Consider the following 21,338-nt stretch of genomic DNA (forward strand, 5'->3'; position numbering starts at 1 on the left):
AGGCGCGGAGTTCCTGCAGGTCGGGGATGTGGTTGTAGAGGGTGCCGGGGCTGACCCCGAGGAGCTTGGCGATCGAGGTGATCGAGTTCTCGGGGTTGGGGAGCAGGTCGCGGGCGGCCCGAATGATCTCGGGGGTGGCGACGGTGGGCCGACCACCGACCCGGCCGCGCGCGCGGGCGGCGTCCAGGCCCTCGCGGGTGCCGGAGACGATCAGCTCGCGGATGAACTCGGCGAGCGCGGCGAAGACGTGGAAGACGAGTCGGCCGCCCGGCGTGGTGGTGTCCAGTCGCTCGTGCAGCGAGCAGAAGCCGATCTCGCGGCGCCGCAGCTCGCCGACCATGTTCACGAGGTCCTTGAGGGAGCGGCCGTAGCGGTCGAGCGCGGGGACCACCAGGGTGTCGCCGGCAGCGAGGAAGGCGTGGCACGCCTTCAGCTCGGGGCGCAGGTCGTCCTTGCCGGACTTCTTGTCGGCGAAGATGCGGCGGCATCCGGCAGCGGTGAGGGCGTCGATCTGGCGGTCGAGCTTCTGCCCGCCGGTGGACACCCGCGCATAGCCGATGAGGATCTCGGTGCGGCGGGCGGGTTCGGCGACCAGCAGGTCGAACGGGTCTGGCTCGGCGGGGGTGTTCACGCCCGGGATTGTGTCAGGAAACGGCGTCCTGGGGTTGTTGAAGCACCTTGGTTTTTGAAGGAGTTTTTGAAGGCCTCAGGAGGTCCTCGGGCGGCCCGTCCGGCACCCTTCAGAAAACGATGGTTTGTTGAAGGCGCCGAATTCAGGCAGGCGGAAATGCCTGCGGGAAAGCCCGCCCACCGGCTGTCCGGTGAGCGGGCTTTTCGGTACCGGGTCACGCCTCGGTCGGCCGGGCGGGGTCGATTCCGAAGTCGGTGACGAAGATCCGCTCGCCCCGCCCGAACGACGGGCGGAGCTCCTCGCGGATGACGACGATGAGGTCCATGAGGGTGCGGGGCGCGGTGACCGTGATGGTGCCGATCTGGCGGGCGCAGCGAGGGCCGGCGACCGCCTCAATGCTGTAGGTGTAGGCCCCGGGCTGCACGGTGGTTCGCCGGGCGTACGACTCGTAGGACGACCCCATGATGATCTCCTCTGATCCGGGCGGACCCCTCTGGCCCGATTGGTTCACTCTGACACACTCGGTGCAGTCTGCGCAAGACGGTTCAGCTTGAGTGTCCGTGATTGCGCAAACTGCATCCGCCGTGTCACATTGAGTCTCATGACACAGAGAACCCCTGCCCAGCTGAGGGCCGATGCCGAAGCCAAGCTCAGCGGCCCCGGCAGCCGCCGGATCCAGCTGCAGTCCGACCTCGACACGGTCGATCAGGAGCTGCTGCCACTGGTCGCCGAGGCCCGCGCCATGGAAGTCCCGATCCGCCGGATCACCGAGCTGACCGGGCTCGCTCCGAACACCATCCGGGCCTGGATGGCCAAGAAGCCCGAATAACCGGCCAGCGGAAACGCGTACGAAAAAGCCTGCTCCCCCGCCGCCGGGGAGCAGGCTTTCTAGTGGCCAACGCCGTAGAGGCGGTTTATCTAGCAAGATTGGTCGTCGGTTCTCGTTTGAGCCTTCATTTTCGCTGGCGGGAAAGATGGCATAAAAGTCAGCTCTCCAGCCAGTTGGTAAGACGGCTGGAGAGCTGACTTTTATGGGTCCTGGCCTGCTGGTCTGCCCTCAGATCTTGAGCTTGGCGAAGAGCAGCTTCAGCGCCTGGTCCACGAGTTCCTGCGGGTTCTTGCCGGTCTGCTCGACGGCCTGGGTCAACTTGTCGTCGTGTGCTTTGAGGATCCGGACGCTGAGCTTGGCCCGCTCGGGGCCCCGGGGCCGGCCCAGCCGACGACCGGACTTTCTGCCAGCTGAGCCGCCGGTTTTCTCGCCTGCGGATTCGCCAGCGTCATTGCCAGTTTCTCCGCCGGTGTCTTCGCCAGCGCTGGCGCCTGTCCTGGGGCTGGTTCCTTCGGAGACAGCCGCGCCACCACCTGTGCCGGTAGAAACACTGTCGGATTGGCGGGCGGCAATCCGTGCGCGCTCCTCCGGCGTGAGCTGGTCCAGGCTCGTGATCTCCGGCTCCACCTGCTCCTCGGTCAGCCGCGGTGCCATTCGCATCGTCTGCTTCACCATCAGGCGGCGGCCTCGGCTTCCTGGATCTCATGCCACACCGCGCGGTAGTCGTCCAAGTTGGTCGGGCAGGTGTCGATAGCCCGCTCGTACTCGACCCGCGCCGGGATCTCTGCGTCGAGCACCGGCCTCTCGTCCTCCTCCAGTTGCCGCCGGGCCTCCCTGGGCTGACTGGTCCGCGCGTCCGCCCGGGTGAGGAGCACGTAGACGGCGAAGCCGTCCTCCCCTTCGTGGCCGGCCGCCGCGGTGCGGGCCTGCTTGAAGGTCGCCGCGAGCTGCTTCTGGTCGAACTTGCTCGGGGCCAGCGTCACGATCAGCCTGGTCGCCTTCTCCAGGACGTCCGCGAGGAGCGCGGCATTGCCGCCGCCGACGTCGACGATGACGTGGTCGAATTCCTTGCGGAGCTTGGTGACGTACTCGCCCAGGTCCTGGAAGGGGTAGCGCTCGACGGGGAAGGGCAGCGGGGTGCCGGCGGCCTCGGCGTCGCGAGCCCAGCCGTAGGCGGTCTGGCTGACGCTGTCCGCGTCGACCACCACCACGGTAAAGCCGAGCGACCACAGCACCAGCGCGAGGTAGACAGCGGAAGTCGTCTTGCCCGCGCCTCCCTTCAGCATGCCGATCACGGTGACCTGGCCGATCTCCGGCCTCATGTCGCTCTCGATCCTCGGCAGGTCGATCGTCGGGCTCACATCAGCCTCCTTTGCAGCTCAGGGGCGGCGTTGGGCTGGCTGTCCCGCCAGCGTCACCGCCTGCTTTTCCGCCTGCAGGATTGCGGGCGGGCTCAGCCTAGGCGCGCGACCCTTCCCGTCGCGTGGCGCTCAATCTTGCTAGATAGCTCGTGACTCATGTGGGTGACAACTGCCCACCCGACGGGGATCCGCACTCTGGTTATCTCGCATGATTGCTCGCATGGGGATGCCGACGGTTCAGTACACAGTGGCGGTGCGCGAGGAGCGGCTGGAGCTGCTCGACCTGGTGGCCGCGATGGCTGCTGGTGAGGAGCGGGCCTGGCTGGCGAAGCAGCGCGAGGACCATCGGGGACTGCGGGGCGGGAAGCTCGCGCAGGCCCGGCGAGCGACACGCGAGTTGCTCGCCGAGCAGCGGGCAGCCGGCCTTCTCGCGGGAAGCCGGGACTGGTTGCTGGTACCCGGCGTCCGCGCTGAGCTCGCCACCCGTGGGTGGGACCGCGACTGGCCGCCGATCCCGCCGGGGGCGCTGGCCGCCGGGCGTCGGTGGGGTACCGACCCTGGCCGCTACTCCGGCCAGCACGACGAGGGCGAGACCCGCTTCCTCGGGCGGCTCGGGGTGCGGCTGCCACACGAACTAGGCGAGCAGCTACAGCGCGCCTGCTACTGGCACAACGAGGAGATCGAGCAGCGGCTGCAGGAGTGGGCCGACAGATGGGGCGACGGACCTGAAGTGATTGTCCGCCAGTCCATTCGCGAGCACGGCGGGGTGACGGCCCTCGACGCCATGGTTGCAGCCCTCAGGCCGACTCCGCCGACCGAGGAACTCACTGAGCGCGCCAAGCTTCGGGCCCAGGTGGTCACCACCGGCGACATCCTGCGCGCTGCCCTCGACCACGCTCTGGCCGCGGCTCCCGAGCGCGCTCGCCGCGAACACACCCGGCTTCGCAACGCCGCCGCTCAGGCCCGGGCCGACGTCGCCTTCGCCGAGCGGCGCCACCGGGAGGCGAAGGAGGAGCAGTCGGTCGCGGAAGCCGCAGACAGGACCGAGGAGGCGGCCAAGGCCGAGTGCGACGCCCTGCACTGGAGCTCCAGGGCCGTCATCCACCGCCTCGACGCCGAGCGGCTCACCGTCCAAGCCGACCAGGTGCGCGATCTGATCCGCCAGCTGAGCGCCCCGCCGCGCCCCTGACTTCCATCCCCCGATCTCCGGGTCCCTCCGAAGGTCCTGGAGGTCCAGGGTGCGGCGATCAATCTTGCTAGATAGATCGAAAATCCGGGTTCTTGCCTCCCGAACCGCCCTCTCGCGGTGCCCGAAGGGTAGTGGAAGCGGACGGGCGCGTCCGCGCCCGACACCCCCGGCTGACCGCCTATGCGGGCCGCGCGTTCACCGCCGGCGCCCGCTCGGCCCCAGGGGCCTCCCGGCCGCCGTCGGGCGCGGCCCGCTCACCTTCCGACCGTCACCCGCCCCTCGCCGGTCGGCACCGGCCCACCGAGCGCCTCAGCGCTTTTCCCTTTGTCTCCTCCTTCCGCCTGTAGAGCGCGGGGTGAGGGTCCGCCAAAGTTCTCTGAGCCAGCCAACGGGGGGATTCACCGTCGGGGCGGGGCGGTCGGCCGCCTGCGGGTCGGGTTTGGTCACGTTCTGTAGAACATGGAAGGTGACCAAGATCGTTTTGGGACGCAAGGGACGATCCCACCCCCTGCATCTCTGCTTCTCTCTCTCTTCTTCGACATCACAACAGAGATGAAGGGGTCGGGATCGTCCCTTGCGTCCCTAGAAACAGGCATTTTGGACACATTCAAGGTCAACCTAGGGACGGTAAGTCTCGGAGGTGGGACGGTAACTCCGGTTTTATCGTCCCTGAGGGACGCTAACTTCGGGGTTACCGTCCCTCAGGGACGGTAAATCGGGGGTTATCGTCCCTGTCGGCCTCAGTTAGCGTCCCTCAGGGCCAGTAACTTTCCGTGATCGGTGACGGGTGACAGCGGTAGGCTGCGGCGGCCGGCACCGGGTCGGCTGGACGAAGGAGGAACGGTGGGCGATTTCGCGGCGTGGCTGGAGCGGTTTTCGCAGGTCAGCGGGGCGATCGGGGACCTGGCCCGGGACGTTGCGGCCGATCCCGAGTGGCCGGACGGACCGGACAGCCTCGACGCCTACCTCGACCACCTGGAGGCCGAGCACGGTCTGGATGCCGATTCGCCGGCGGCCGAGACGCTCCGCCAGGCCTGGGAGCACTACGAGCGGGCCCGCAGCTGACACCCGGGTACGCCGAAGACCCGCGCGTGCCCGGGGCACGGCGGGTTCGGCGGGGCGGTGCGGGCTACCCGACCAGCTGGCCCTGAACGGCGGTCGGCGGCGGGGCCTGCGTCTCCTGGATGCGGGGGACGTAGCGGATGCGGGTCCAGCGGACGGAGCCGGTCTTGCCCTTGGTGATGTCGACGCCGAGCTTGTCGAGGTCGGACGCGGCGCGGTTGATCCGGCGCGACAGGTGGTTCGGCGTGCGCGGCCACGACTCCGGCAGCATGCCGGGCAGCATCCCGCCCAGCTTGTCGAGCAGCTCCTGCGTGCTGCCCTCCCACTCGTGGGCGCCGTCGGCGGCTGGCGGTTCCTCCTTCACCATCCGCATCAGCGTCATGGCGACCTGGTCGGACTCGACGACCTCCTCGGCGAGCTCGCGCCGCTCCTCCAGGTAGCTGCGCAGGATGTCGCTGCTGTCACCCATGATGCTGTCCAGCGCGGCCATGACCAGGCCGTTGTCGGCCATGCGGGGCAGCGGGATCTCCCCGTTGTCGGCCTGCTCGCGGATGGGTGCGAGCGCGTGGAGGGTCTTCACCACCAGGTTGAGCAGGGCGCCCAGGATGCGCGGCTGGGCTTCGTCGTACGCCTCCCAAAGGGCGGTGTCCGTGCGGCGCTTGGTGATCCGGTGCAGGTGCACCGGGATCATGCGGTCCGCCAGGTCGCCGCGCAGGGCCCCGACGTCGATGCCGTTGAAGACCACGACCCGCCGGAACTGCTGGACCGTCACGTCCGAGTCGCTGTACAGGGTCCGCTTGACGTTGGCGTCGCCGGTCGCGGCCCGGCAGATCGCATCCGAGAGCCACTCCGGGATCCGGCTCAGGTTGTCCAGCCCGACCACCCAGGAGCCGACCGCAGCCGTCGCCCAGTCGTCGGCGTCCTTCGGCGTCGCGCGGGCCGGCGCCGCGCTCGGGTCGATCAGCTTCACCAGCATCTTGGTCGCTGTACTCTTCGCCGTCCCCTGCTCGCCGCTCAGGAACAGCACCGAGTGCGGAATGCCCGGCAGCATGCCCGCCACCAGCCAGGACACCAGCAGCGGCCACGACTCGTCGGTCACGTTCAGCAGCTTGCGCAGCTCCTTCAGCGAACCGCCCTGCTGCGGGATCGGCAGCGGCTGGGTCAGCTGCGAGCGCCGGAACAACGGCTGACCGGGCCGAGCCGGCCCCACCTGCCAACCGTGCCGGGTGACCGTGACGACCTGGCCGTCCGCCCGCCCGAGGTCCAGAACGAAGCCGTCCTCGGACCGCTTGCCGAGCGGGGCCACCCGCAGGTGGAGCGGCACTGGGTCGGTGGCCTGAGCGTGGCCCTCGATCGCCAGCATCGCGTCCGCCAGCGCCGAGCTGGAGGCCGCCTTGCCCTGCGCCTCGAAGTAGAGCCGCGCCAGCTCCGCCCGCAGCGAGATCCGCCCGCCGCGCAGCAGACGGGCGATCCGCGGGCCGTACCCGTCACGCGGCACCGCGAACAGATCGCCGTCCTCGCTGTTGCCGAACTCGTAGCGCTGGGCCGCCATCCGGATCAGCTGGTCGGCCTGGCTCTCCTGCCGACCGCCGCCCCGGGACTGCTGGGCAGCGTGCTGCGCGGCCTGCGCCTGCTGGGCCTCCTCCGCCTTCCGGGCCTGGAACGCCTGGAACGCCAGGACCTGGGCCGGGGTGGCGTTCTCCAGCCACTTCGCGGCCTTGTCCTTCTTCTCCTGCTCGCGGCGGAACGCCTCGACGACGTCCACCTGCACCGGCATCTCGATCACGTCGCTGCTCACGCCGCACCGCCGAGCTGGCGGGCACGCGCGTCCATGAACCGCGGTCGGGTCAGACCGGCCCGCATGCCCGAGGCGACCGTCGCCTCGATCTCGCGGGCGTACCGGTGCTTGCTTGAAGTGCCGACGCCGCACTCCCGCGCCGTCGAGACCAGCGCGTTCTCGGCCTCCGTCTGCCCGAGCAGGCCGGCGGCCACCAGCTGCCCGGCCCGGAACGCGGCCTTGTTCAGCCGGTCGTTGCGGCCCGACCTCGCCTCCATCGCCGCGAGCTCCGCGCACTCCGATGCCAGGATGCCCCGCGCCCACCGCTGTTCCCGCGAGCCCTGCCGGGCCACGGCTCGCAGTCGGGCGACCACAGCGGCCCCCCGACCCGGCGCCCCGCTGTTGGCTGGCTCAGGAGTGGTGGTGAGGACGGTCAGCAGCCAGCCGGGCAGCGGCGCCGGAGTGGTGATGCTGCTGGTCAGCCGGTAGGGGTGGCCGTCGACGTGCGAGCCGATGCCGACCACATACCCGCCGACCGCCCGGGTGTCGATCCACGGGCCCACCGTGCGGGCCGAGCAGCGGACCTCCACGCCCTCGGGTGCGGCGAAGAGGAGGTGCTCGCCGCCGCTGCAGGTCTCCACCGTCATGGTGTCGACCGGCGAAGCGCCCGGAGTCCGGGCGATCAGCGAGGAGAATGAGGACCGTCCGTCGACGATCCCCTGGGCCGACAGCACGGCGTTGGGCTCATCGTCCATGTGCGGCACGTCGAGGTCGACAACGACCAGACGGGACGGCCCGCAGGCCACCCCGATGTTGAACGGCGCCCGCGACCAGGTCCGGGTGATCAGCTCCGGGTCGAGGGTCGCGCGCCCCTCCCAGTCGGACCACCGGGGTTCCTTGCCGCCGACCAGCAGCGGGTGGACCGCCATCCCGCGCTCGGCGTACCGAAGCGCGCTGGCGAGCAGAAATGGCCGAAGGTCACCCGGGTTGACCCGAGAGTGAGGTAGCGGTGACGTCTGGATTTCTCGTACGCTCAAGGTGAGCGCACCTCCGTTCTGGGAGATCGGGGAGCTCGTTCGGCCGAGTAAGCGCTCGGCGACTTCTGGAAGCCCGTCCCTGCCAGGGGGCGGGCTTCCGTCATTGCTGGGCCCATCTTGCCGTGGGGCGGCTGACGGGAGCCCGGACGTCGGTCAGTTCCCGCTGGGCGGGATGCTGGCCGTGGCTATCTCCTTCGCGACATCGGCGGCCGTTGCAACCAGTTGGTCGAGGGTGTCCGGGGCCCCGTGGATGGCGGGAAGGGAGAGCACCGACGCGACCTTCTCGTAGGTGATGACCAGGCGGCTCCTGGTTGTTCGGGCAGGGCCGAGAGCATCCCTGATCCCCAACGCGGTGAGGTCTGAGAGGCTTGCCAAGCTCTGCGCTGCAGCATCTTCACCGGGAGAGGGCACCCAGATGCCGGCGCGGTACTCCTGGCGGAGCGCCTCCAACTCATCGGACAGCGGAGTCATCAGGAGTTCTCCTCGGAGACTGCATACGAGTACGACAGGGTGTGTCGGGGCGGAATGCAGGACTCGCCGTACTCAACGAGCACGGTGTCGTCGCCGCGCTGGGTGGTCCACAGCCAGGCCATCGCACCGATGCCGGTCCCGTTGGGCAGCCCGAGGGCGCTCGACTCGCGTGCGTCGCTTCCGCGGGAGTGCATGAAATCCTCGCCATTGGCGATCGTGCCGACGGCCCGCTCCAGGCCAGCCACCCTGGTCCCGACGCTGCTAGAGGTTGTGGCCAGGAGCTCGGGCACCTGCTCAGCCAGCGCGCCGTCGTGCCAGGTCACTGTGAGAGCCCGGAGCGACTTCTCTTCGATCGTCACGAACTCCCGGCGGATGACCTGCGCCCCGTGCTCCAGCCCGAACAGCTCCGCGACGTAGGGCGGCGCGACGACGAGCTCCGCAGCGGTGACCCGGTGGTGTTCGCCGTTCGCGTCAAGGGTTCCGGTCCGCCTGTACCGATCCAGGCGGTCCTTCGGAGAGGTGGCCTTGGCCCCGAGGCCGGCGACGAAAGAGCCACGCGGGCTGGTGTAGATCAGGCCCTCGACCTGGAGCTGAGCGATCGCCTTGGCCGCAGTGGCACGGGCGATTCCCCATTCCCGTTCGATTTCGGCAACGGTGGGGAGCTTTGCGCCTTCTGCCAGGACGCCGTCCTGGATCTGGCGCCTGAAATGGGCGGTGACCTGCATAAAGGCGGGCACCGGCTTCTCGATGCGGGGCATGAGTTCTGTCCTTCACTCGGAGGGTTGTGCCCTAGTGGGCGCCAGCGTACTAGAACGCGAACGCAAAAGCTCCAGTGGGGCGGAGTGTCGCGGCGAGTGGTCTAGAACGTGAACTCATTCTAGCGCGGGTGCTTGCGCGCGTACTAGAACGCCTCTATGTTCATCTATCAGAACAGCCCGGGAGGGACTGGGGAGAGGCCCAAGAAGGGCCTTATTCGCCATGCCCAAAAGGGAAGCCCCGGCGCGTCACCGCCGGGGCTAGAGGGAGCCGTTCCACTGGAAGGAGCACGACCCCCATGAACATCATCGTCGCCGGTCAGCGCGTTGTCACCGCGCTCGACCTGATCGAGGCTGCGGGCTACGAGCCCGCGCCGGCCTTCGAGCCCCGCACCGCCGAGGACATCGCCGCGTACCGCGACGCGCTCGTCGACCTGATCGATGACCTGGCCGACATCGCCGACACCGAGGACGACGACCTCGACCTCGCCCACTACCGGCAGCTGCTGCGGCGGATGCCGACCCCGCTCCGCAACCGCGACCTGGTGGTCGCCCGCCGGCCGAAGGCTCGGAAGGCGGTGGCGGCGTGATCGCCGAGAAGCGCCCGCTGATCGACCCGCGCCTGGTCGCGCTGCTGCTGCCGGTGCTCCCGCTGCTGTGGTCCCGCCTGCGGACGCTGCTCATGATCGGCGGCGGTCTGCTGGTCCTCGGCATCCGGCTGAGCCTGCTCGACACCCTCGCCCTGGTCCTGGTCGTCACCGTCGTCCTGACGCTGGAGGCCCTCGCCTCCCTCCCCACCACCACTGGCACCCGCCGCACCGCCGCCGTCGGAGGCACCCGATGAAGAAGCCCCTCAGCCGCAAGGTCATCCGCCTCGCCATCGACACCGTCTTCGGCTTCCTCACCTCCCGGGTGAAGACCGCCGCCGCGCTGGCCGCCGTCGGGCTCGACCGGGTGCTCGACCCGGCTCGCCCGCTGCCCGACCGCACCGGGCTGGTCGTCCTCCTCGGCGTCCTCGCGGTCCTGGACGTCCTCGCCCACTTCGGTCTGGTGCCCGACCTGTGCACCCCGGACCGGCCGTGCGAGGAGTGCCTCCAGTTCGTGGAGGAGCAGGGCTTCTACCCGTATGGCGCCGCCTGCCCCGCCCCGCTTTACCTGGACGAGAAGGAGGCCGACCGGTGAGCGAGGACTACCGCTCCTGGGAGGAGCGCGAAGCCGCCGCAGCCAAGGACCGCGCCGCCGCCGAGGCGCTGAAGAAGAAGGCCGCCGCTGAGCAGGCCGCCGCCGCCGTCGAGCTGGAGGGCGCGAAGGCCGCCACCGCCACGAAGGCGCTGCGCGAGCAGCTCGCCCAGGCCAAGGTCCGCCAGCAGCTCGCCGAGCAGGCCGAGCAGGCCAAGGACGCCGGCACCGAGCGCAAGCAGCAGCGGGCCGAGCGCCGCGCGGAGGCCGGCACGGACTTCAAGCGGCTGGTTCGGGTGTTCGTCGCGGTCTGCATGGCGTCCGCCCTCCCGGCGCAGTTCTCCTACTTCCTCGGCCTGCACAAGGCGGGCGAGACCGGCGCCGCGTGGCTGCTGGGCCCACTGCCGATCGTGCTGGAGCTCGCCGCGTGGGTCGCGGTCTACGGCACCGCGTGGGCCGGTCGCAAGGGCATGAGCAAGGCGCCGTTCTGGCTCCTCACTGCCTCGCTGTCCGGGTTCGCCGCCTGGGTGAACTACCGGCACGGCACCGCCGAGTACGGCTCGATCGCCGGGGCCGCCCTCGCCGCCGCGAGCTTCGCCGGTCCGCTGATGTGGGAGCTCGCCGAGTGGCTCGACGGCCTGGCCGCCGTCGAGACCCGCACCCGCGAACAGCGCGCCGCCGACAAGGCAGCCGCCGCCAAGGAGAAGGCCGACGCCAAGGCCAAGGCCGAGCACAACGCGCGCCGGGCCGCGCAGTTCCCGCCGGTCTGGGAGAGGTTCCAGCAGATCGTCGCCGCCCACCCGCTCGGCACCCTCGATGAGGAAACCGCGTGGCGCCAGGCGTGGGAGGACGTCCACCGCGCACCGCTCGGCATCACCGCCGTCACGTACGCCGGCCGCGTTCGCGCCGAGCGCGCGCTGGAGTCGGTCATGGGCGAGGAGCGCTCCGTCTACAAGGAGCTCGACGCCTGGCTCGGCGACGTCCTGCGCGACGCCGGAGACGACGGCGAGGCGGGCGGCGGAGCCCTCGTCGGAGCCGCCCCGGAGGGGCCCTCCCCGGCCCCCTCCGAGGCCGCAAAAACCCTTGGGGGAAAAGGGAAGCGCGCCATTCTCGGGGGGCGCCAGGAGAGGGTCCGCAAGCCCCTGACCGAGGAGCACCTGGAGCAGGTCCGCCAGTACGCCGCCCTGCTGGGTGAGAGCCGCCGGACGATCTCCACCCGCATGGTCAAGGACCTGATCGGCGGCGGCGAGGCCGACTACATCTCCCGCCTCACCCGGGCGGTCAAGGACGAGCGGGGCGAGAAGTGAGCGCCCCCCGCCACCTCGACCCCAGCGGCGAGCGCCACGGCGGGATGCCGACCTGGGCCTGGGGCACCGCGCCCGACCACCTCGCCACCCGCGACCAGCTCCGCAAGAAGGGGCTCAAGCCCCGCCGCCGGCAGCCGGTCGTCGGCCAGCTCCGCTGGCACAGCCGCAAGGCCTGCCACGACGGCAGCATCCGGGAGGCCTACCTCTACCGGATCGACCAGGCGGAGCCGATCGGCCCGCTCACCCCGGCCCGGGCCCGGGGCCTGGAGGCCGCGATGCGCGCCCGCCGGACCTGCCCCACCTGCCGCACCGAGCAGGAGTACGTGATCTCCACCCGCCTCGGCGAGTGCACCACCTGCGCGGACGACCTGCTGTCCGCCGCCTGACCCACCAGCAGATGCAGCACCGCGGGGCCGGTCTCAACCGACCAAAGCGACGGCCGGCCCCGCTCCTCCGGCACCACCACAGCGATCCCAGAGGGAGCTCCATCATGACGGACATGCCGATCGGCCCCGCCGCCAGCGGACCGGACGACGTCCCCAGCGACAAGATCGACCTGCGCGAGTACCTCGACCCCGAGTCCATGGCCGACATCGAGCGGGCGATGAAGGAGGCCGCCGAGCTCACCGAGTCCGGCCACGCGGGCGCCACCATCGGCACCCTTGCCGAGCCCACCGCCGACGGCGCCGCCCCGGTGGTCGGCTTCATCGAGTCCCAGCGCGACGACGAGGACGAGCCGACCGGCTGGTGGCAGCAGGAGATGCGGGCCGTCCTGCCGGCCGCGTTCGCCGACACCGACACCGCCCGCCGCACCCTGCTGCAGGCCCGCGCCGTCGCCTGGAACCGGACCAAGTTCCACGGCCTGCGCACTCCGGTCTACCTGGCCCGCGCGACCTGGGTCGCCATGTACGGCGCGTGGACCCTGCGCGGCGACATCCAGCACTACCTGTTCGCCGGGGAGTACGTCCGCTCGATCAAGGACGCCAAGCGGGCCCGCAACGACGTCCTGGTCGAGACCCTGCGCGACGCCCGCTCGGCGAAGATCAGCGACCGGTTCCGCTCCAAGCGCGCCGTCGCGGGCCTGGCCGGCGGCGGCATCTACGTCACCGCGATGCTGGTCACCGCCGCGATCGGCGAGTGGATCATCGCGGGACCGATGGTCGCCGGGGTCGCCGCCCTGTGCGGGGTGGCCGGGTTCCGGGCCCGCCGGGCCCAGGCCGCCGAGGCCGGAGAGCAGCCCTTCACCCTGCTCGACACCATCCCCCAGGAGCGGCAGGAGCTCACCGACGAGCGGCTGACCAACGCGCTGCGGGCGGTCGGCATCCTCAAGAAGGGCGAGGTGGCCCGGCCCGTCGGCCTGGTCGGCAGGGAGAAGACCGGCGACGTCACCGCCGAGATCGCCACCATCGACCTGCCCGCCGGCGGCACCGCGAAGAAGTGCGCCGCCCTGCTGGTCGAGATCGCCAGTGCCCTGGGCATCGACCAGGTGCAGCTGGACATCCAGCAGGCCGGCCCCGCCCAGCGCGTCTCCTTCTGGGTGGCCGACCGCGACCCGTTCGCCAGCTCGCGGCCCTCGCCGCTGCTGGAGGTGCGGGCCGTCCTGGACGCCTGGAAGGACGGCATCCCGGTCTCGTTCACCAAGCGCGGGCAGGCCATCCGCATCAAGGTGAAGGACTCCAGCTACCTGATCGGCGGAATGACCCGGGCGGGCAAGGGCATCGCCATCATGTCCCTGGTCCTGGGCGCCCTTTTCGACACCCGCATCAAGGTGCGTTTCTTCGACGGCAAGGAGTCCGGCGAATACAACCGGCTCGCCCCGATGCTGCACACCTTCGTCAAGGGCGACCCGAAGCGCCTGGCGGAATTCCTGCGCGTCATGGTCGGCGAGATGAAGCGCCGCATGCACATTCTCGGAAAGCTCGGGAAGGCCAAGCTCTCCCCGGATCTGCTGGAGGAGCTCGGCGGCCTGGAGCTCTTCATCGTCGACGAGGTCGCCAGCTACACCGACATCGACGCCATCAAGCTCTTCCTGCTGGAGAGCGGCGACGAGGTGACCAAGGCGGAGGACCTGAGGGACGCCATCATCGGCTCCTTCAACCTGCTCTCGTCCAAGGGCGCGGCGGCCGGGATGATTCTCGTCCTGTCCACCCAGATGCCGGAGGTCGCGGTCATCCCCTCCCGGCTGCGGTCCAACGTCACCTCCAAGTGGGCGATGAAGACCGAAAGCGCGCAGCACTCCAACAACATTCTCGGCGGCGGAATGAGCGGGACGGCGAACGCCGCCGATATTCCGCTGGAGCAGCGCGGGCGCGGAATCCTCATGACGCCGGATATCGGAATCGTGGAGAACCGCTCGTTCTTCATCGACGACGAGGCGGGCGAGGTCGAGCTGATCGCCAAGGTCGCGTACGAGATCCGCGAGGCCGCCAAGGTGCTGCCCGGGGACCGGCCCGACGCGGTCGAGGACGCGCTGTACGAGCTGACCGGCATGTCGTCGGTGGCCGGCGGCATCGGCGAGGACGTCGGCATCATCGTCGCCGGCCGGGCGGCCGGGGTACGAGGCATCCTCGCCGCCATGCTGGCGGTGTTCGAGCAGGCCGGGAACCCGGACCGGCTGACCACCGCCGACCTGGTCGCGGGCCTGGTCGCCGCCGACCCGGAGCAGTGGGGCCCGCTCCAGCAGGACACCCCGTCGAAGACCGGCACCGCCCTGCAGAAGGCGATCATCGTCCAGCTGGAGGACGACGCCGACACCGAGGCCCGCGAGCCTCGGGAGCTGGTCTCCCGGGAATGGACGGCGGGTGTCAGGGGCCGCGGCTACAAGCTCGCCGAGCTCCGCGCCGCTGCCGGAATTGCCCCGTAATTTCCCCACGATGGGAGCCGCGACGGCCCGCGTTGTCGCAGGTCAGCGCCTGCGACGGGCCGCGACGCCGAGCCCGAAGCCCGCGACGCCGTCGCGGCTCCCATCCCCGCGTCGTGGCACCCGTCGTGCCTCTGACCTGCACCGTCGTAGCGCATCGCGGGCCCGTCGCGGCCCCCAAACCATGACAAAGAGGGCAGTGAAGATGAACCCGCAGGGCAGCGTCTACCAGCCGCAGATGATCATCCCGACCCCGGTCCAGCCGCCGTACGCGGCACCGGCCGCCCCGTTCCTGCAGCAGTACGTGATCACCGACGCCTCGGGCCAGCAGGTGATCGTCACTGGGACCGCTCAGTCCGTCGGACAGGCCCAGGGGGTGGGCCAGCCGGTCGTCCAGGCCGGACCGGCGCCCACCGTCCAGGCGGTCGCCGCGGCCCTGGCCCCGGGCGGCCCGGTGGTCCCGGTCTGGATGGTCCGGGTGGCGATCGGGGCCCTGATCCTCGGCGCCGGCGGCTTGGGCGCCCAGTTCCTCGCCGGTGCCCTCGACCACCTGGTCCACGCCCTCGGCGAGCTGATCCGGCTCCTGGTGACGCTCCTGGTCGTGCTCGGCGGCGGCGCGGTCGGTCTGTGGGTCCTCAAGGGCGTCATGTCCTCCGGCGCGAAGCCCGGCGCCGGCGCCCAGGGCGGCGTCGTCCAGAGCGTGACGACCAACGTCGCCGTCAGCCTCTCCAACCAGATCGCCACCGGCCGCCGCGGCCGCAACAACGCCTGAGAAGGGGATTCCCGTGCGCATCTTCGGAATCGGCCGCCCGTCCAACGAGGTCCAGCTGTTCGGCCCGCTCGCCGTCGACGGCGCCGTGATCGTCTGCGCGATCTGCGGCGACGGCGGCCAGCCCGGCAAGGGCCACATCCTGCAGGTCGACTCGGAGGACATCCGGTGCGGCAAGCGCGGCCACACCTTCACTCACGAGGCGGTCCACGAACTGCTGCCCGCCGCGATCCGCCAGGCCCCCAAGGGCGCCTTCGTGATCGCGCTGCAGGACGGGCGGACCGTCTCCGGCTCGACCAACGTCGCCGGTGTCTTCGCTGGGACGGAGGGCAAGGACGGCAAGGGCGCTAAGGGCAAGGGGGCCAAGGCGGCTGGGCCCAAGGGCGGCGGCATCGCGGGGGCCCAGGCCCAGGCCGCCGGGAAGGGCCGGCCCGGCGCCCGCGGTGGCGGCGGCGGAGGCTTGGCGGCGGCGCTCGGCACGGTCAACGCGGCGCTGGGCACCGTCACCGCCACGGTCGGCGCGGTGGGCCAGATCGCCGGGGCCGCCGGGGCCGGCGCCCGCGCGGTCGGCGACATCGCCAAGGCCGGAAGCAACGCGGTGAGCCTTGCCCGCGACGGCGTCGCCCTCTCGGGCAAGAACGCGGCGGGCGAGCACCAGCGAGGGCTCGCCCAGCTCATGAACGCCGACGCTCAGTCCCAGCGCCAGCACGAGCAGACCATGGCCGCCGCCCGCTACCAGGACGCCGCGAACGCCCGCGAGCACCGCACCCTGCGCGCCCTCACCCAGCAGCCCAAGCCCCCGCAGACCAGCTGACGGCAACGACGCCGAACCCCCGGCTCGCTCCCCCCGCATTGGGTGGCCGCCTTGACCAGGCAGCCGAGGCGCCGGACCCAAGAGCGCACACCCCACCAGCCAGACCAACCGAAGGATGCGAACGATGTTCAACGCTGGCCAAGAGGTCCTGATCGTCTCCTGCGAGGACGACCCCCGCGCGGTCGGCCGGACCGGCCGGATCGTCGACGAGGTCCCGCCCGGCCCGCTCACCCAGGGCCGCTGGACCGTCAACCGGATCGGATTCTTCATCGCCCCGGTCCTGGTCCACGCGCACGAGATCACCGCCACCGGCCGCTGACCATCCGAGGACCGGCCCCGCTCACCCGTCCTGGCCCACCCGGCCGGGGCGGGTGAGCGGCGGAAGGCGGGCGGGCCGCGCCCGGCGGCGGCCGGGAGGCCCCCCGGGCCGAGCGGGCGGCGCCGGTGAACGCGCGGCCCGCACAGACGGTCAGCCGGGGGTGCCGGGCGCGGACGCGCCCGTCCGTTCCCACTCCCCTCCAGCTAGTGCCCGGTAGGGGAGCGGGAGGCGCCGGGCTGGCGGCAGCCGAGCCAGCGTAAGAGCCAGCCACAGAACCGCCGAAAACGCTGGCGGAAAAGCTGGCACGACACCCGGCTCACAGCCAGCGAATCCGCAGGCGAAAAGGCCTGCAAAACAGCCAGCGATACTGACTCCCGAGAGCTACACCACCTTGAACCTGAGAGTTCAAGGTGAACCATCTTGCGCAAGCTATCTAATGCGTGTCAGACTGAACACGCAGGGCAGGGGCGCCACCCCAAGGGGAGGCGGGCCGCCTTGCACTTCGAGAAACGCGTCGGACCAGAGCCGGTACGTCCCTGGCTTCTGGTCGCCGCCATCAAGCGAGAGGACTTGGAGCATGGCCGAGCACACGAACCTCCCGGACCGCCCGATCAGCGGAGTCGTCGTCACCGCCCAGGGCAGCGCCGACAACGGTGGGCTCGGCGGCGAGCTGGCTCACCTGATCCCGGCCGCGAGGGCCGCGCTGCTGCTGGTCGCCGACGCGATCCGCCGCGGCGGCGCCGACCAGGCCGACGTCGTGGAGGCCGTGAAGAACGCCGGCCTCGCCGATGCCTTCGCTGGCATTTTCGACGCCGCTGCCGACGCGGCGTGGGACGAGCACATCGCGGTCGGCGGTGACGAGTACGACTTCGACGCTCGCCTCCACTGCGACAACCTCACCGCCGTCGGCAGCGACATCCGCGACGCGATCTCCCCGTACATCTGAGACCGGGACCACCGCTCCACCGCCCTCGCGGAGCACACCGCACCACCTCTGCGGCGGCAGGCCCGACCGTTGTCACCAGCCACCCCGCGACCACGTCGCCAAGCGAATTCCTGCAGCGGGCGGGTCCACCCGGGGCCCATCCGCACCCAGAAGGAGAAATCCATGCGCAAGTCCGTGATCAAGACCTGCCCGATCGGCCTCCGCCAGGGCGACGTGCTCCGGGACACCGGGGCGGTGGTCGACCACATCGTGACCGGCGTCGGCTCCGGCCTGATCGACGTGGTGACAGACCAGGGCACCCGCCGCATGGCGTCGTCCCGCGTGATCGCCGTGATCCGCTAACCCGCCGACAGCAGGGGCGGCCGTCATCCCGCCAAGAAATCCGGCCGCCCCGGCACTCCCAGACAGGAGTACCACCATCATGAACCAGACCGCCGCCGCCACGATGGCCGCCGTCTTCGCCGTCCTCTACGCCGCCCACCAGGTCGGCGACCACTGGGTCCAGACCAGCTGCCAGGCCGCCGAGAAGGGCAAACCGGGCTGGTCCGGCCGATGGGCCTGCACCAAGCACGTCGCCACCCTGACCGCCACGAAGTTGCTGCTGCTGGTCCCGGTCGCGTTGCTCCTGGACCTGCAGATCACCGCGCTCGGCGCGGCGCTCGGCCTGGCCGTCGACGCCGGAACCCACTGGTGGGCGGACCGCCGCTCCACCCTCCTCTGGCTCGCGAAGGTCACCGACAAGACCGAGTTCCACTCACTCGGCACGCCCGCCCACCCGGCGCACCCGGCCACCGCAGACGGCGGCTACGCGCCGACCCTGGGCACCGGCGCGTACGCCCTCGACCAGAGCTGGCACGTCCTGTGGCTCCTGGTCGCCGCCGTCATCACCGCCACGGTCTGAGAGGAGCGACCCACGATGACGAACACCCAGCCGACTGACGAGGGCCGGATCGCCCAGGCCGCCGAGCAGGTCCGCACCGGACTCGCGACCTTGCTCCAGCTCGGCCCCGGAACCGCAGAGCCCGACGCCGTCTTCGCCGTGCTGCGAACCCTGTGGACCCGCCACGGCAGCGACGGGAAGGGGATCCTCCAGCACCTGACCGCCCTCCTGGACGCCGCGGCCGAGTCGGTCGCGGCGGCGTTCCCCGACGACCGCCGGACCGACGAGGCCGCCGGCCACATCGAGGAGTCCGCCATCGTCCTGGAGGACACCGCCGGCGGCGACTACATCGAGCGTGCCCAGCTGCTGCTCGCCGAGATGCTGCTCGAACGGGACCGGACGGCGGACGAGCCGTGCTGACCCGCCTCCTGCGGCTCGTCGGCCGCCGCCCCGGGCCGACCGTGCCCCCGGTCCGCTACCTGACTCTGCTGGAGACCCCGCCCCCCGCCGCCGCCCCCGAGCCGAAGCGGGACACCGAGCCGAGGCCGCTCACCCCCGGAGAGCTGGCGGGCGAGAACTGCCCGCTCTCGTACTGCGGCCTGCCGGCCGCCTCCGGCACCCACCAGTGGCGCGACCGCGGCCCCCACCAGCTCCTGTCCTGCCACTCCTACCGCTGCCCCGCCGGCCACGGCTGGATCCACGAGACCGACGGTGGCTGACCAGCCCACTTCCGCCGATCCGCCCCCAGATGTCCGACCCACCCACCACGATGGACGCGGGGCCGCTGCCGAGCGGCCCCGAACCGTTCCAGGAGGAACAGCCCCGATGAGCGACTACAAGACCCCTGCCGAGCACGCCGACGTCGCGGCCGAGGCGATCCGGGCGATTAACCACCTCACCCGCATCTCGCAGGTCGACTGGGAGTACCCCGGCGACGCGTACAGCACGGTTGCCAACCTCGCGGCCATGGTTCACCGCCTGCCGCAGGCCCTCGACCAGATCGCCGCGTTCGTCACGCGCCTGTCGGAGGAGGACCACCTGCGAGCCGACCGTGACCTCGACCCGGCCGCGCTTGCCGCGTCGATCCGCGTCGGCCTGAACCTCGCCAAGGGCGACGCCGAATCCCTTGCGAGGCGCCTCGACGTGGTGCACGGAGACCTTGGCCCGCTCGCTTGGAAGGACTGAGACGATGGAGGACATGAGCGAGATGGACGACCTCCGGGGACGCCTGGAGGCACTGGAGGCCGAGGTCGACCGGCTGCGCGAGGAGTCCGCAGCCACCCGCACCCTGGCGGCGATGGCCGACCGGGACGCGGCCGAGGTCCGCGCCACCGGCCGCGCGAACAACCAGATCCTGATGGCGTTGCGCGAGACCCAGCGCGAGCAGGGCGAGGCGATCGGACAGCTTGCCGCCGGCCAAGCCGCGCTCCAGCGCACCGTCGAATCCGTCGCCCAGGTCGTCGGGGACCTCGCGGTCGGCCAGGCCGAGCTGCTGCGCGAGATCCGCGCGCTGCGCGAAGACCGCTGACCGAACTTTCCGACACACCACGGAGCCCCTGGCGGGTCGAACCGCCAGGGGCTCCGTGGTGTTCAGGTGCCATTTCGGTTTATCTAGCAAGATTGAACGCCCGCCTGTGGTGCCAGGGCCGCTTGCCGCGCAATGCCGTTGCTTTAGCCCGGCGCCCCGGTTGGGGCTGGGCGGGCAGACCGCGGCTTCTTGGAGCCGTGCCAGCGGCCGACCTCGGCCTTGGTCATGCCGGACCGGCTCCGCTTCTGGGGGAAGCGGCTGGGCGGTTTTTTCACCATCCGGGGCTGCTCGCGTCGGCGCCGGGCGGGCAGCAGGCGGTGCCGGAGCTCCTCGCAGACTTCCACCAGGGCGTGCTGGAGGCTGACGGCGGTGGTGGCGACCTGGGCGACGACGGTGCGCCGGATGACCCGGACAGCGGCCAGGTAGGAGACGCGGTCGGGATCGACGGCCGGTCCGCTGGTGGCAGCGGTGTGCATCACCTTGCGCAGCGCGTGGTGGACCGCCAGGAAGGCCCAGACCTCCTGGCGGATCCCGTCGGCGGTCCGCGAGCGGAGCGGGCCGGAGACACCGAGGTGGTTCTTGATCTCATCGAACGCCATCTCGACCTCCCAGCGCTGCCGGTAAAGGTTGATCAGCTCGACGGCCGGGTGCTGCTTCGGGTCGAGCAGGGTGGTGGCCAGCCACCAGGGCTTGCCGTCCACGGCGAACGGGATCACCCGGAACACCATCTCCTTCGGGAAGGGCTGGCCCTCCTTCTTCGCCCGCAGCATCCGCTGCTTGTTCGGCCTGATCTCGGAGATGAACGTCCCGTCCGGCAGGTCGTGCCGCTTGCGGCCGAGCTTGTTCGACGGGAGTCGGGCCAGCAGGTGGGCGCCTCGGACCGCGTGGAAGTCGCGGTAGAACGCCGAGCTCCAGAAGCCGCGGTCGGCGATGACCAGGGTGTCCGGCCCGACCGAGCGGGCGAGCGGCACGGCCAGGCCGGGCTCGCCGTCGCGCCAACCGCCGATCTCCGCGTCCACCACGGCGTGGGTGCCAACCTCAGCGAGTACCACCGCGCGGACCTGGGGGAAGCCGGTCGGGGTCCGGTCCTGGAGGCACGGGCCGTCGAAGGTGGTGGCGTTGCTGTGGCTGTCCGGGATGTCAATCTGCGTGCCGTCCAGCGCGAGCAGCCGCAGGCCCCGCCAGAAGGCGCCCGGCGTCTCCGGGGTGGCCAGCGTGCCGGCGATGCTGCGGAACAGCGACTCCAGCGGCTCCGGGCCGAGCCGGGCCCGCGCCCGGCACAGCGAGGACTTGTTCACCCGCCGCAGCGCGGTAGTCCCCGGCAGGCCGGTGGCCAGCAGGCGGACCACCTCCTCGTACGACTCCCGCGCGAACAGGCACAGCGCCAACACGAAGTACACGACCAGGCGGGCCGGGAGAATTCGGCGGCGCCGCTCGCCCCGGCCGTGCTCGGCTATCACCGCGTCCACCAGCTCCGGGGTGAACACCTCGGCCAGCACTCCCAGCCGCAGCCGGCGTCCCGGCCCCCCTCGAAGATCCACGCCCGGCCAACGGACGCGACCGACCGAAGGCAACGGCCTAGCGCCCTTACCCGCCCGGCCCGGCCGACGCGACGCTGGCCGGG

At 71.0% G+C, this 21,338-nt stretch carries 28 protein-coding genes; 19 read left to right on the plus strand and 9 right to left on the minus strand.

Annotated elements, in window-relative coordinates:
- Positions 1-631, minus strand: a 631-nt coding sequence (locus ACFWXO_RS36745) for a recombinase family protein (RefSeq protein ID WP_380529603.1), incomplete at its 3' end; no start/stop codon positions are given.
- 214 nt (positions 632-845) lie between these two features.
- The gene (locus ACFWXO_RS36750; RefSeq protein WP_380529605.1) at positions 846-1,094 is read right to left on the minus strand and encodes a hypothetical protein; all 249 of its coding nucleotides are present in this window, start codon (positions 1,092-1,094) and stop codon (positions 846-848) included.
- A gap of 138 nt (positions 1,095-1,232) precedes the next feature.
- On the opposite strand from ACFWXO_RS36750, the gene ACFWXO_RS36755 reads away from it, so the two are divergent.
- Positions 1,233-1,460: a hypothetical protein gene (locus tag ACFWXO_RS36755; protein ID WP_380529607.1), complete on the plus strand. Its 228-nt coding sequence runs from the start codon at positions 1,233-1,235 to the stop codon at positions 1,458-1,460.
- Positions 1,461-1,688: 228 nt separating this feature from the next.
- Here ACFWXO_RS36755 and ACFWXO_RS36760 read toward each other — a convergent pair whose 3' ends face one another.
- Both ACFWXO_RS36760 and ACFWXO_RS36765 read right to left on the minus strand, forming a co-directional pair.
- Entirely contained in the window at positions 1,689-2,135 is a 447-nt protein-coding gene (locus ACFWXO_RS36760; RefSeq protein WP_380529609.1) for a hypothetical protein, read from the minus strand.
- A complete protein-coding gene (locus ACFWXO_RS36765; RefSeq protein ID WP_380529611.1) occupies positions 2,135-2,821 on the minus strand; it encodes an AAA family ATPase in 687 nt (228 codons plus the stop codon). Before ACFWXO_RS36765 ends, ACFWXO_RS36760 begins: the two co-directional genes overlap by 1 nt.
- Before the next feature lie 226 nt (positions 2,822-3,047).
- On the opposite strand from ACFWXO_RS36765, the gene ACFWXO_RS36770 reads away from it, so the two are divergent.
- Together ACFWXO_RS36770 and ACFWXO_RS36775 are read left to right on the plus strand one after the other, a co-directional pair.
- A complete protein-coding gene (locus tag ACFWXO_RS36770) occupies positions 3,048-4,010 on the plus strand; it encodes a hypothetical protein (RefSeq protein WP_380529613.1) in 963 nt (320 codons plus the stop codon).
- 843 nt (positions 4,011-4,853) lie between these two features.
- Entirely contained in the window at positions 4,854-5,075 is a 222-nt protein-coding gene (locus ACFWXO_RS36775) for a YozE family protein (protein ID WP_380529615.1), read from the plus strand.
- 64 nt (positions 5,076-5,139) lie between these two features.
- On the opposite strand, the gene ACFWXO_RS36780 is transcribed toward ACFWXO_RS36775, so the two are convergent.
- From ACFWXO_RS36780 to ACFWXO_RS36795, 4 genes are all read right to left on the minus strand, one after another.
- A complete protein-coding gene (locus ACFWXO_RS36780; protein ID WP_380529616.1) occupies positions 5,140-6,870 on the minus strand; it encodes an ATP-binding protein in 1,731 nt (576 codons plus the stop codon).
- Positions 6,867-7,886 carry a bifunctional DNA primase/polymerase gene (locus ACFWXO_RS36785; RefSeq protein ID WP_380529617.1) on the minus strand — a complete coding sequence of 340 codons (1,020 nt, stop codon included), beginning with the start codon at positions 7,884-7,886 and terminating at the stop codon, positions 6,867-6,869. The genes ACFWXO_RS36780 and ACFWXO_RS36785 overlap by 4 nt, the downstream gene beginning before the upstream one ends.
- Positions 7,887-8,039: 153 nt before the next feature.
- The gene (locus ACFWXO_RS36790; RefSeq protein ID WP_380529619.1) at positions 8,040-8,357 is read right to left on the minus strand and encodes a hypothetical protein; all 318 of its coding nucleotides are present in this window, start codon (positions 8,355-8,357) and stop codon (positions 8,040-8,042) included.
- On the minus strand, positions 8,357-9,115 hold the full coding sequence (locus ACFWXO_RS36795; RefSeq protein ID WP_380529620.1) for a GntR family transcriptional regulator: 759 nt from the start codon (positions 9,113-9,115) through the stop codon (positions 8,357-8,359). The genes ACFWXO_RS36790 and ACFWXO_RS36795 overlap by 1 nt, the downstream gene beginning before the upstream one ends.
- Positions 9,116-9,411: 296 nt before the next feature.
- On the opposite strand from ACFWXO_RS36795, the gene ACFWXO_RS36800 reads away from it, so the two are divergent.
- The 16 genes from ACFWXO_RS36800 (at position 9,412) to ACFWXO_RS36875 (ending at position 19,714) form a co-directional block, all read left to right on the plus strand.
- Complete coding sequence (locus tag ACFWXO_RS36800; RefSeq protein ID WP_380529622.1) at positions 9,412-9,702, plus strand: hypothetical protein; 291 nt, start codon at positions 9,412-9,414, stop codon at positions 9,700-9,702.
- Positions 9,699-9,956 (plus strand): hypothetical protein, encoded by a 258-nt coding sequence (locus ACFWXO_RS36805; protein WP_380529624.1) that lies wholly within the window; start codon positions 9,699-9,701, stop codon positions 9,954-9,956. Before ACFWXO_RS36800 ends, ACFWXO_RS36805 begins: the two co-directional genes overlap by 4 nt.
- Positions 9,953-10,294 carry a hypothetical protein gene (locus ACFWXO_RS36810; RefSeq protein WP_380529625.1) on the plus strand — a complete coding sequence of 114 codons (342 nt, stop codon included), beginning with the start codon at positions 9,953-9,955 and terminating at the stop codon, positions 10,292-10,294. The genes ACFWXO_RS36805 and ACFWXO_RS36810 overlap by 4 nt, the downstream gene beginning before the upstream one ends.
- Positions 10,291-11,598: a hypothetical protein gene (locus ACFWXO_RS36815; RefSeq protein WP_380529627.1), complete on the plus strand. Its 1,308-nt coding sequence runs from the start codon at positions 10,291-10,293 to the stop codon at positions 11,596-11,598. Before ACFWXO_RS36810 ends, ACFWXO_RS36815 begins: the two co-directional genes overlap by 4 nt.
- Complete coding sequence (locus ACFWXO_RS36820; RefSeq protein ID WP_380529629.1) at positions 11,595-11,984, plus strand: RRQRL motif-containing zinc-binding protein; 390 nt, start codon at positions 11,595-11,597, stop codon at positions 11,982-11,984. The genes ACFWXO_RS36815 and ACFWXO_RS36820 overlap by 4 nt, the downstream gene beginning before the upstream one ends.
- Positions 11,985-12,088: 104 nt before the next feature.
- Positions 12,089-14,461 carry an FtsK/SpoIIIE domain-containing protein gene (locus ACFWXO_RS36825; RefSeq protein ID WP_380529630.1) on the plus strand — a complete coding sequence of 791 codons (2,373 nt, stop codon included), beginning with the start codon at positions 12,089-12,091 and terminating at the stop codon, positions 14,459-14,461.
- A gap of 196 nt (positions 14,462-14,657) precedes the next feature.
- Positions 14,658-15,230: a hypothetical protein gene (locus ACFWXO_RS36830; protein ID WP_380529632.1), complete on the plus strand. Its 573-nt coding sequence runs from the start codon at positions 14,658-14,660 to the stop codon at positions 15,228-15,230.
- A gap of 13 nt (positions 15,231-15,243) precedes the next feature.
- Positions 15,244-16,041 (plus strand): hypothetical protein, encoded by a 798-nt coding sequence (locus ACFWXO_RS36835; protein WP_380529634.1) that lies wholly within the window; start codon positions 15,244-15,246, stop codon positions 16,039-16,041.
- A gap of 124 nt (positions 16,042-16,165) precedes the next feature.
- Positions 16,166-16,360, plus strand: coding sequence for a hypothetical protein (locus ACFWXO_RS36840; RefSeq protein WP_380529635.1), 195 nt, complete (start codon positions 16,166-16,168; stop codon positions 16,358-16,360).
- Positions 16,361-16,937: 577 nt separating this feature from the next.
- On the plus strand, positions 16,938-17,306 hold the full coding sequence (locus ACFWXO_RS36845; protein WP_380529637.1) for a hypothetical protein: 369 nt from the start codon (positions 16,938-16,940) through the stop codon (positions 17,304-17,306).
- Between the two features lie 162 nt (positions 17,307-17,468).
- The gene (locus ACFWXO_RS36850) at positions 17,469-17,648 is read left to right on the plus strand and encodes a hypothetical protein (protein WP_380529638.1); all 180 of its coding nucleotides are present in this window, start codon (positions 17,469-17,471) and stop codon (positions 17,646-17,648) included.
- Positions 17,649-17,727: 79 nt separating this feature from the next.
- Positions 17,728-18,207 (plus strand): transcriptional regulator, encoded by a 480-nt coding sequence (locus tag ACFWXO_RS36855; protein ID WP_380529640.1) that lies wholly within the window; start codon positions 17,728-17,730, stop codon positions 18,205-18,207.
- A 15-nt stretch (positions 18,208-18,222) separates the two neighbouring features.
- Entirely contained in the window at positions 18,223-18,606 is a 384-nt protein-coding gene (locus ACFWXO_RS36860) for a hypothetical protein (protein ID WP_380529641.1), read from the plus strand.
- Complete coding sequence (locus ACFWXO_RS36865; protein WP_380529643.1) at positions 18,600-18,905, plus strand: hypothetical protein; 306 nt, start codon at positions 18,600-18,602, stop codon at positions 18,903-18,905. The genes ACFWXO_RS36860 and ACFWXO_RS36865 overlap by 7 nt, the downstream gene beginning before the upstream one ends.
- Before the next feature lie 106 nt (positions 18,906-19,011).
- Positions 19,012-19,371, plus strand: coding sequence for a hypothetical protein (locus ACFWXO_RS36870; protein ID WP_380529644.1), 360 nt, complete (start codon positions 19,012-19,014; stop codon positions 19,369-19,371).
- A gap of 13 nt (positions 19,372-19,384) precedes the next feature.
- Positions 19,385-19,714 (plus strand): hypothetical protein, encoded by a 330-nt coding sequence (locus ACFWXO_RS36875; protein WP_380529646.1) that lies wholly within the window; start codon positions 19,385-19,387, stop codon positions 19,712-19,714.
- A gap of 143 nt (positions 19,715-19,857) precedes the next feature.
- Here the strand turns inward: ACFWXO_RS36875 and ACFWXO_RS36880 are convergent, their stop codons facing one another.
- Entirely contained in the window at positions 19,858-21,255 is a 1,398-nt protein-coding gene (locus ACFWXO_RS36880; protein ID WP_380529647.1) for an IS4 family transposase, read from the minus strand.
- Between the last annotated feature and the right edge of the window lie 83 nt (positions 21,256-21,338).

Source organism: Kitasatospora sp. NPDC059088, assembly GCF_042738155.1.
Classification (GTDB): domain Bacteria; phylum Actinomycetota; class Actinomycetes; order Streptomycetales; family Streptomycetaceae; genus Kitasatospora.

Coding starts and splice junctions, on each gene's coding strand:
- ACFWXO_RS36750 (WP_380529605.1), bottom strand. CDS start 1,094: ATGGGGTCGTCCTACGAGTCGTACGCCCGGCGAACCACCGTGCAGCCC.
- ACFWXO_RS36755 (WP_380529607.1), top strand. CDS start 1,233: ATGACACAGAGAACCCCTGCCCAGCTGAGGGCCGATGCCGAAGCCAAG.
- ACFWXO_RS36760 (WP_380529609.1), bottom strand. CDS start 2,135: ATGGTGAAGCAGACGATGCGAATGGCACCGCGGCTGACCGAGGAGCAG.
- ACFWXO_RS36770 (WP_380529613.1), top strand. CDS start 3,048: ATGCCGACGGTTCAGTACACAGTGGCGGTGCGCGAGGAGCGGCTGGAG.
- ACFWXO_RS36790 (WP_380529619.1), bottom strand. CDS start 8,357: ATGACTCCGCTGTCCGATGAGTTGGAGGCGCTCCGCCAGGAGTACCGC.
- ACFWXO_RS36795 (WP_380529620.1), bottom strand. CDS start 9,115: ATGCCCCGCATCGAGAAGCCGGTGCCCGCCTTTATGCAGGTCACCGCC.
- ACFWXO_RS36800 (WP_380529622.1), top strand. CDS start 9,412: ATGAACATCATCGTCGCCGGTCAGCGCGTTGTCACCGCGCTCGACCTG.
- ACFWXO_RS36810 (WP_380529625.1), top strand. CDS start 9,953: ATGAAGAAGCCCCTCAGCCGCAAGGTCATCCGCCTCGCCATCGACACC.
- ACFWXO_RS36825 (WP_380529630.1), top strand. CDS start 12,089: ATGACGGACATGCCGATCGGCCCCGCCGCCAGCGGACCGGACGACGTC.
- ACFWXO_RS36840 (WP_380529635.1), top strand. CDS start 16,166: ATGTTCAACGCTGGCCAAGAGGTCCTGATCGTCTCCTGCGAGGACGAC.
- ACFWXO_RS36845 (WP_380529637.1), top strand. CDS start 16,938: ATGGCCGAGCACACGAACCTCCCGGACCGCCCGATCAGCGGAGTCGTC.
- ACFWXO_RS36850 (WP_380529638.1), top strand. CDS start 17,469: ATGCGCAAGTCCGTGATCAAGACCTGCCCGATCGGCCTCCGCCAGGGC.
- ACFWXO_RS36855 (WP_380529640.1), top strand. CDS start 17,728: ATGAACCAGACCGCCGCCGCCACGATGGCCGCCGTCTTCGCCGTCCTC.
- ACFWXO_RS36860 (WP_380529641.1), top strand. CDS start 18,223: ATGACGAACACCCAGCCGACTGACGAGGGCCGGATCGCCCAGGCCGCC.
- ACFWXO_RS36870 (WP_380529644.1), top strand. CDS start 19,012: ATGAGCGACTACAAGACCCCTGCCGAGCACGCCGACGTCGCGGCCGAG.
- ACFWXO_RS36875 (WP_380529646.1), top strand. CDS start 19,385: ATGAGCGAGATGGACGACCTCCGGGGACGCCTGGAGGCACTGGAGGCC.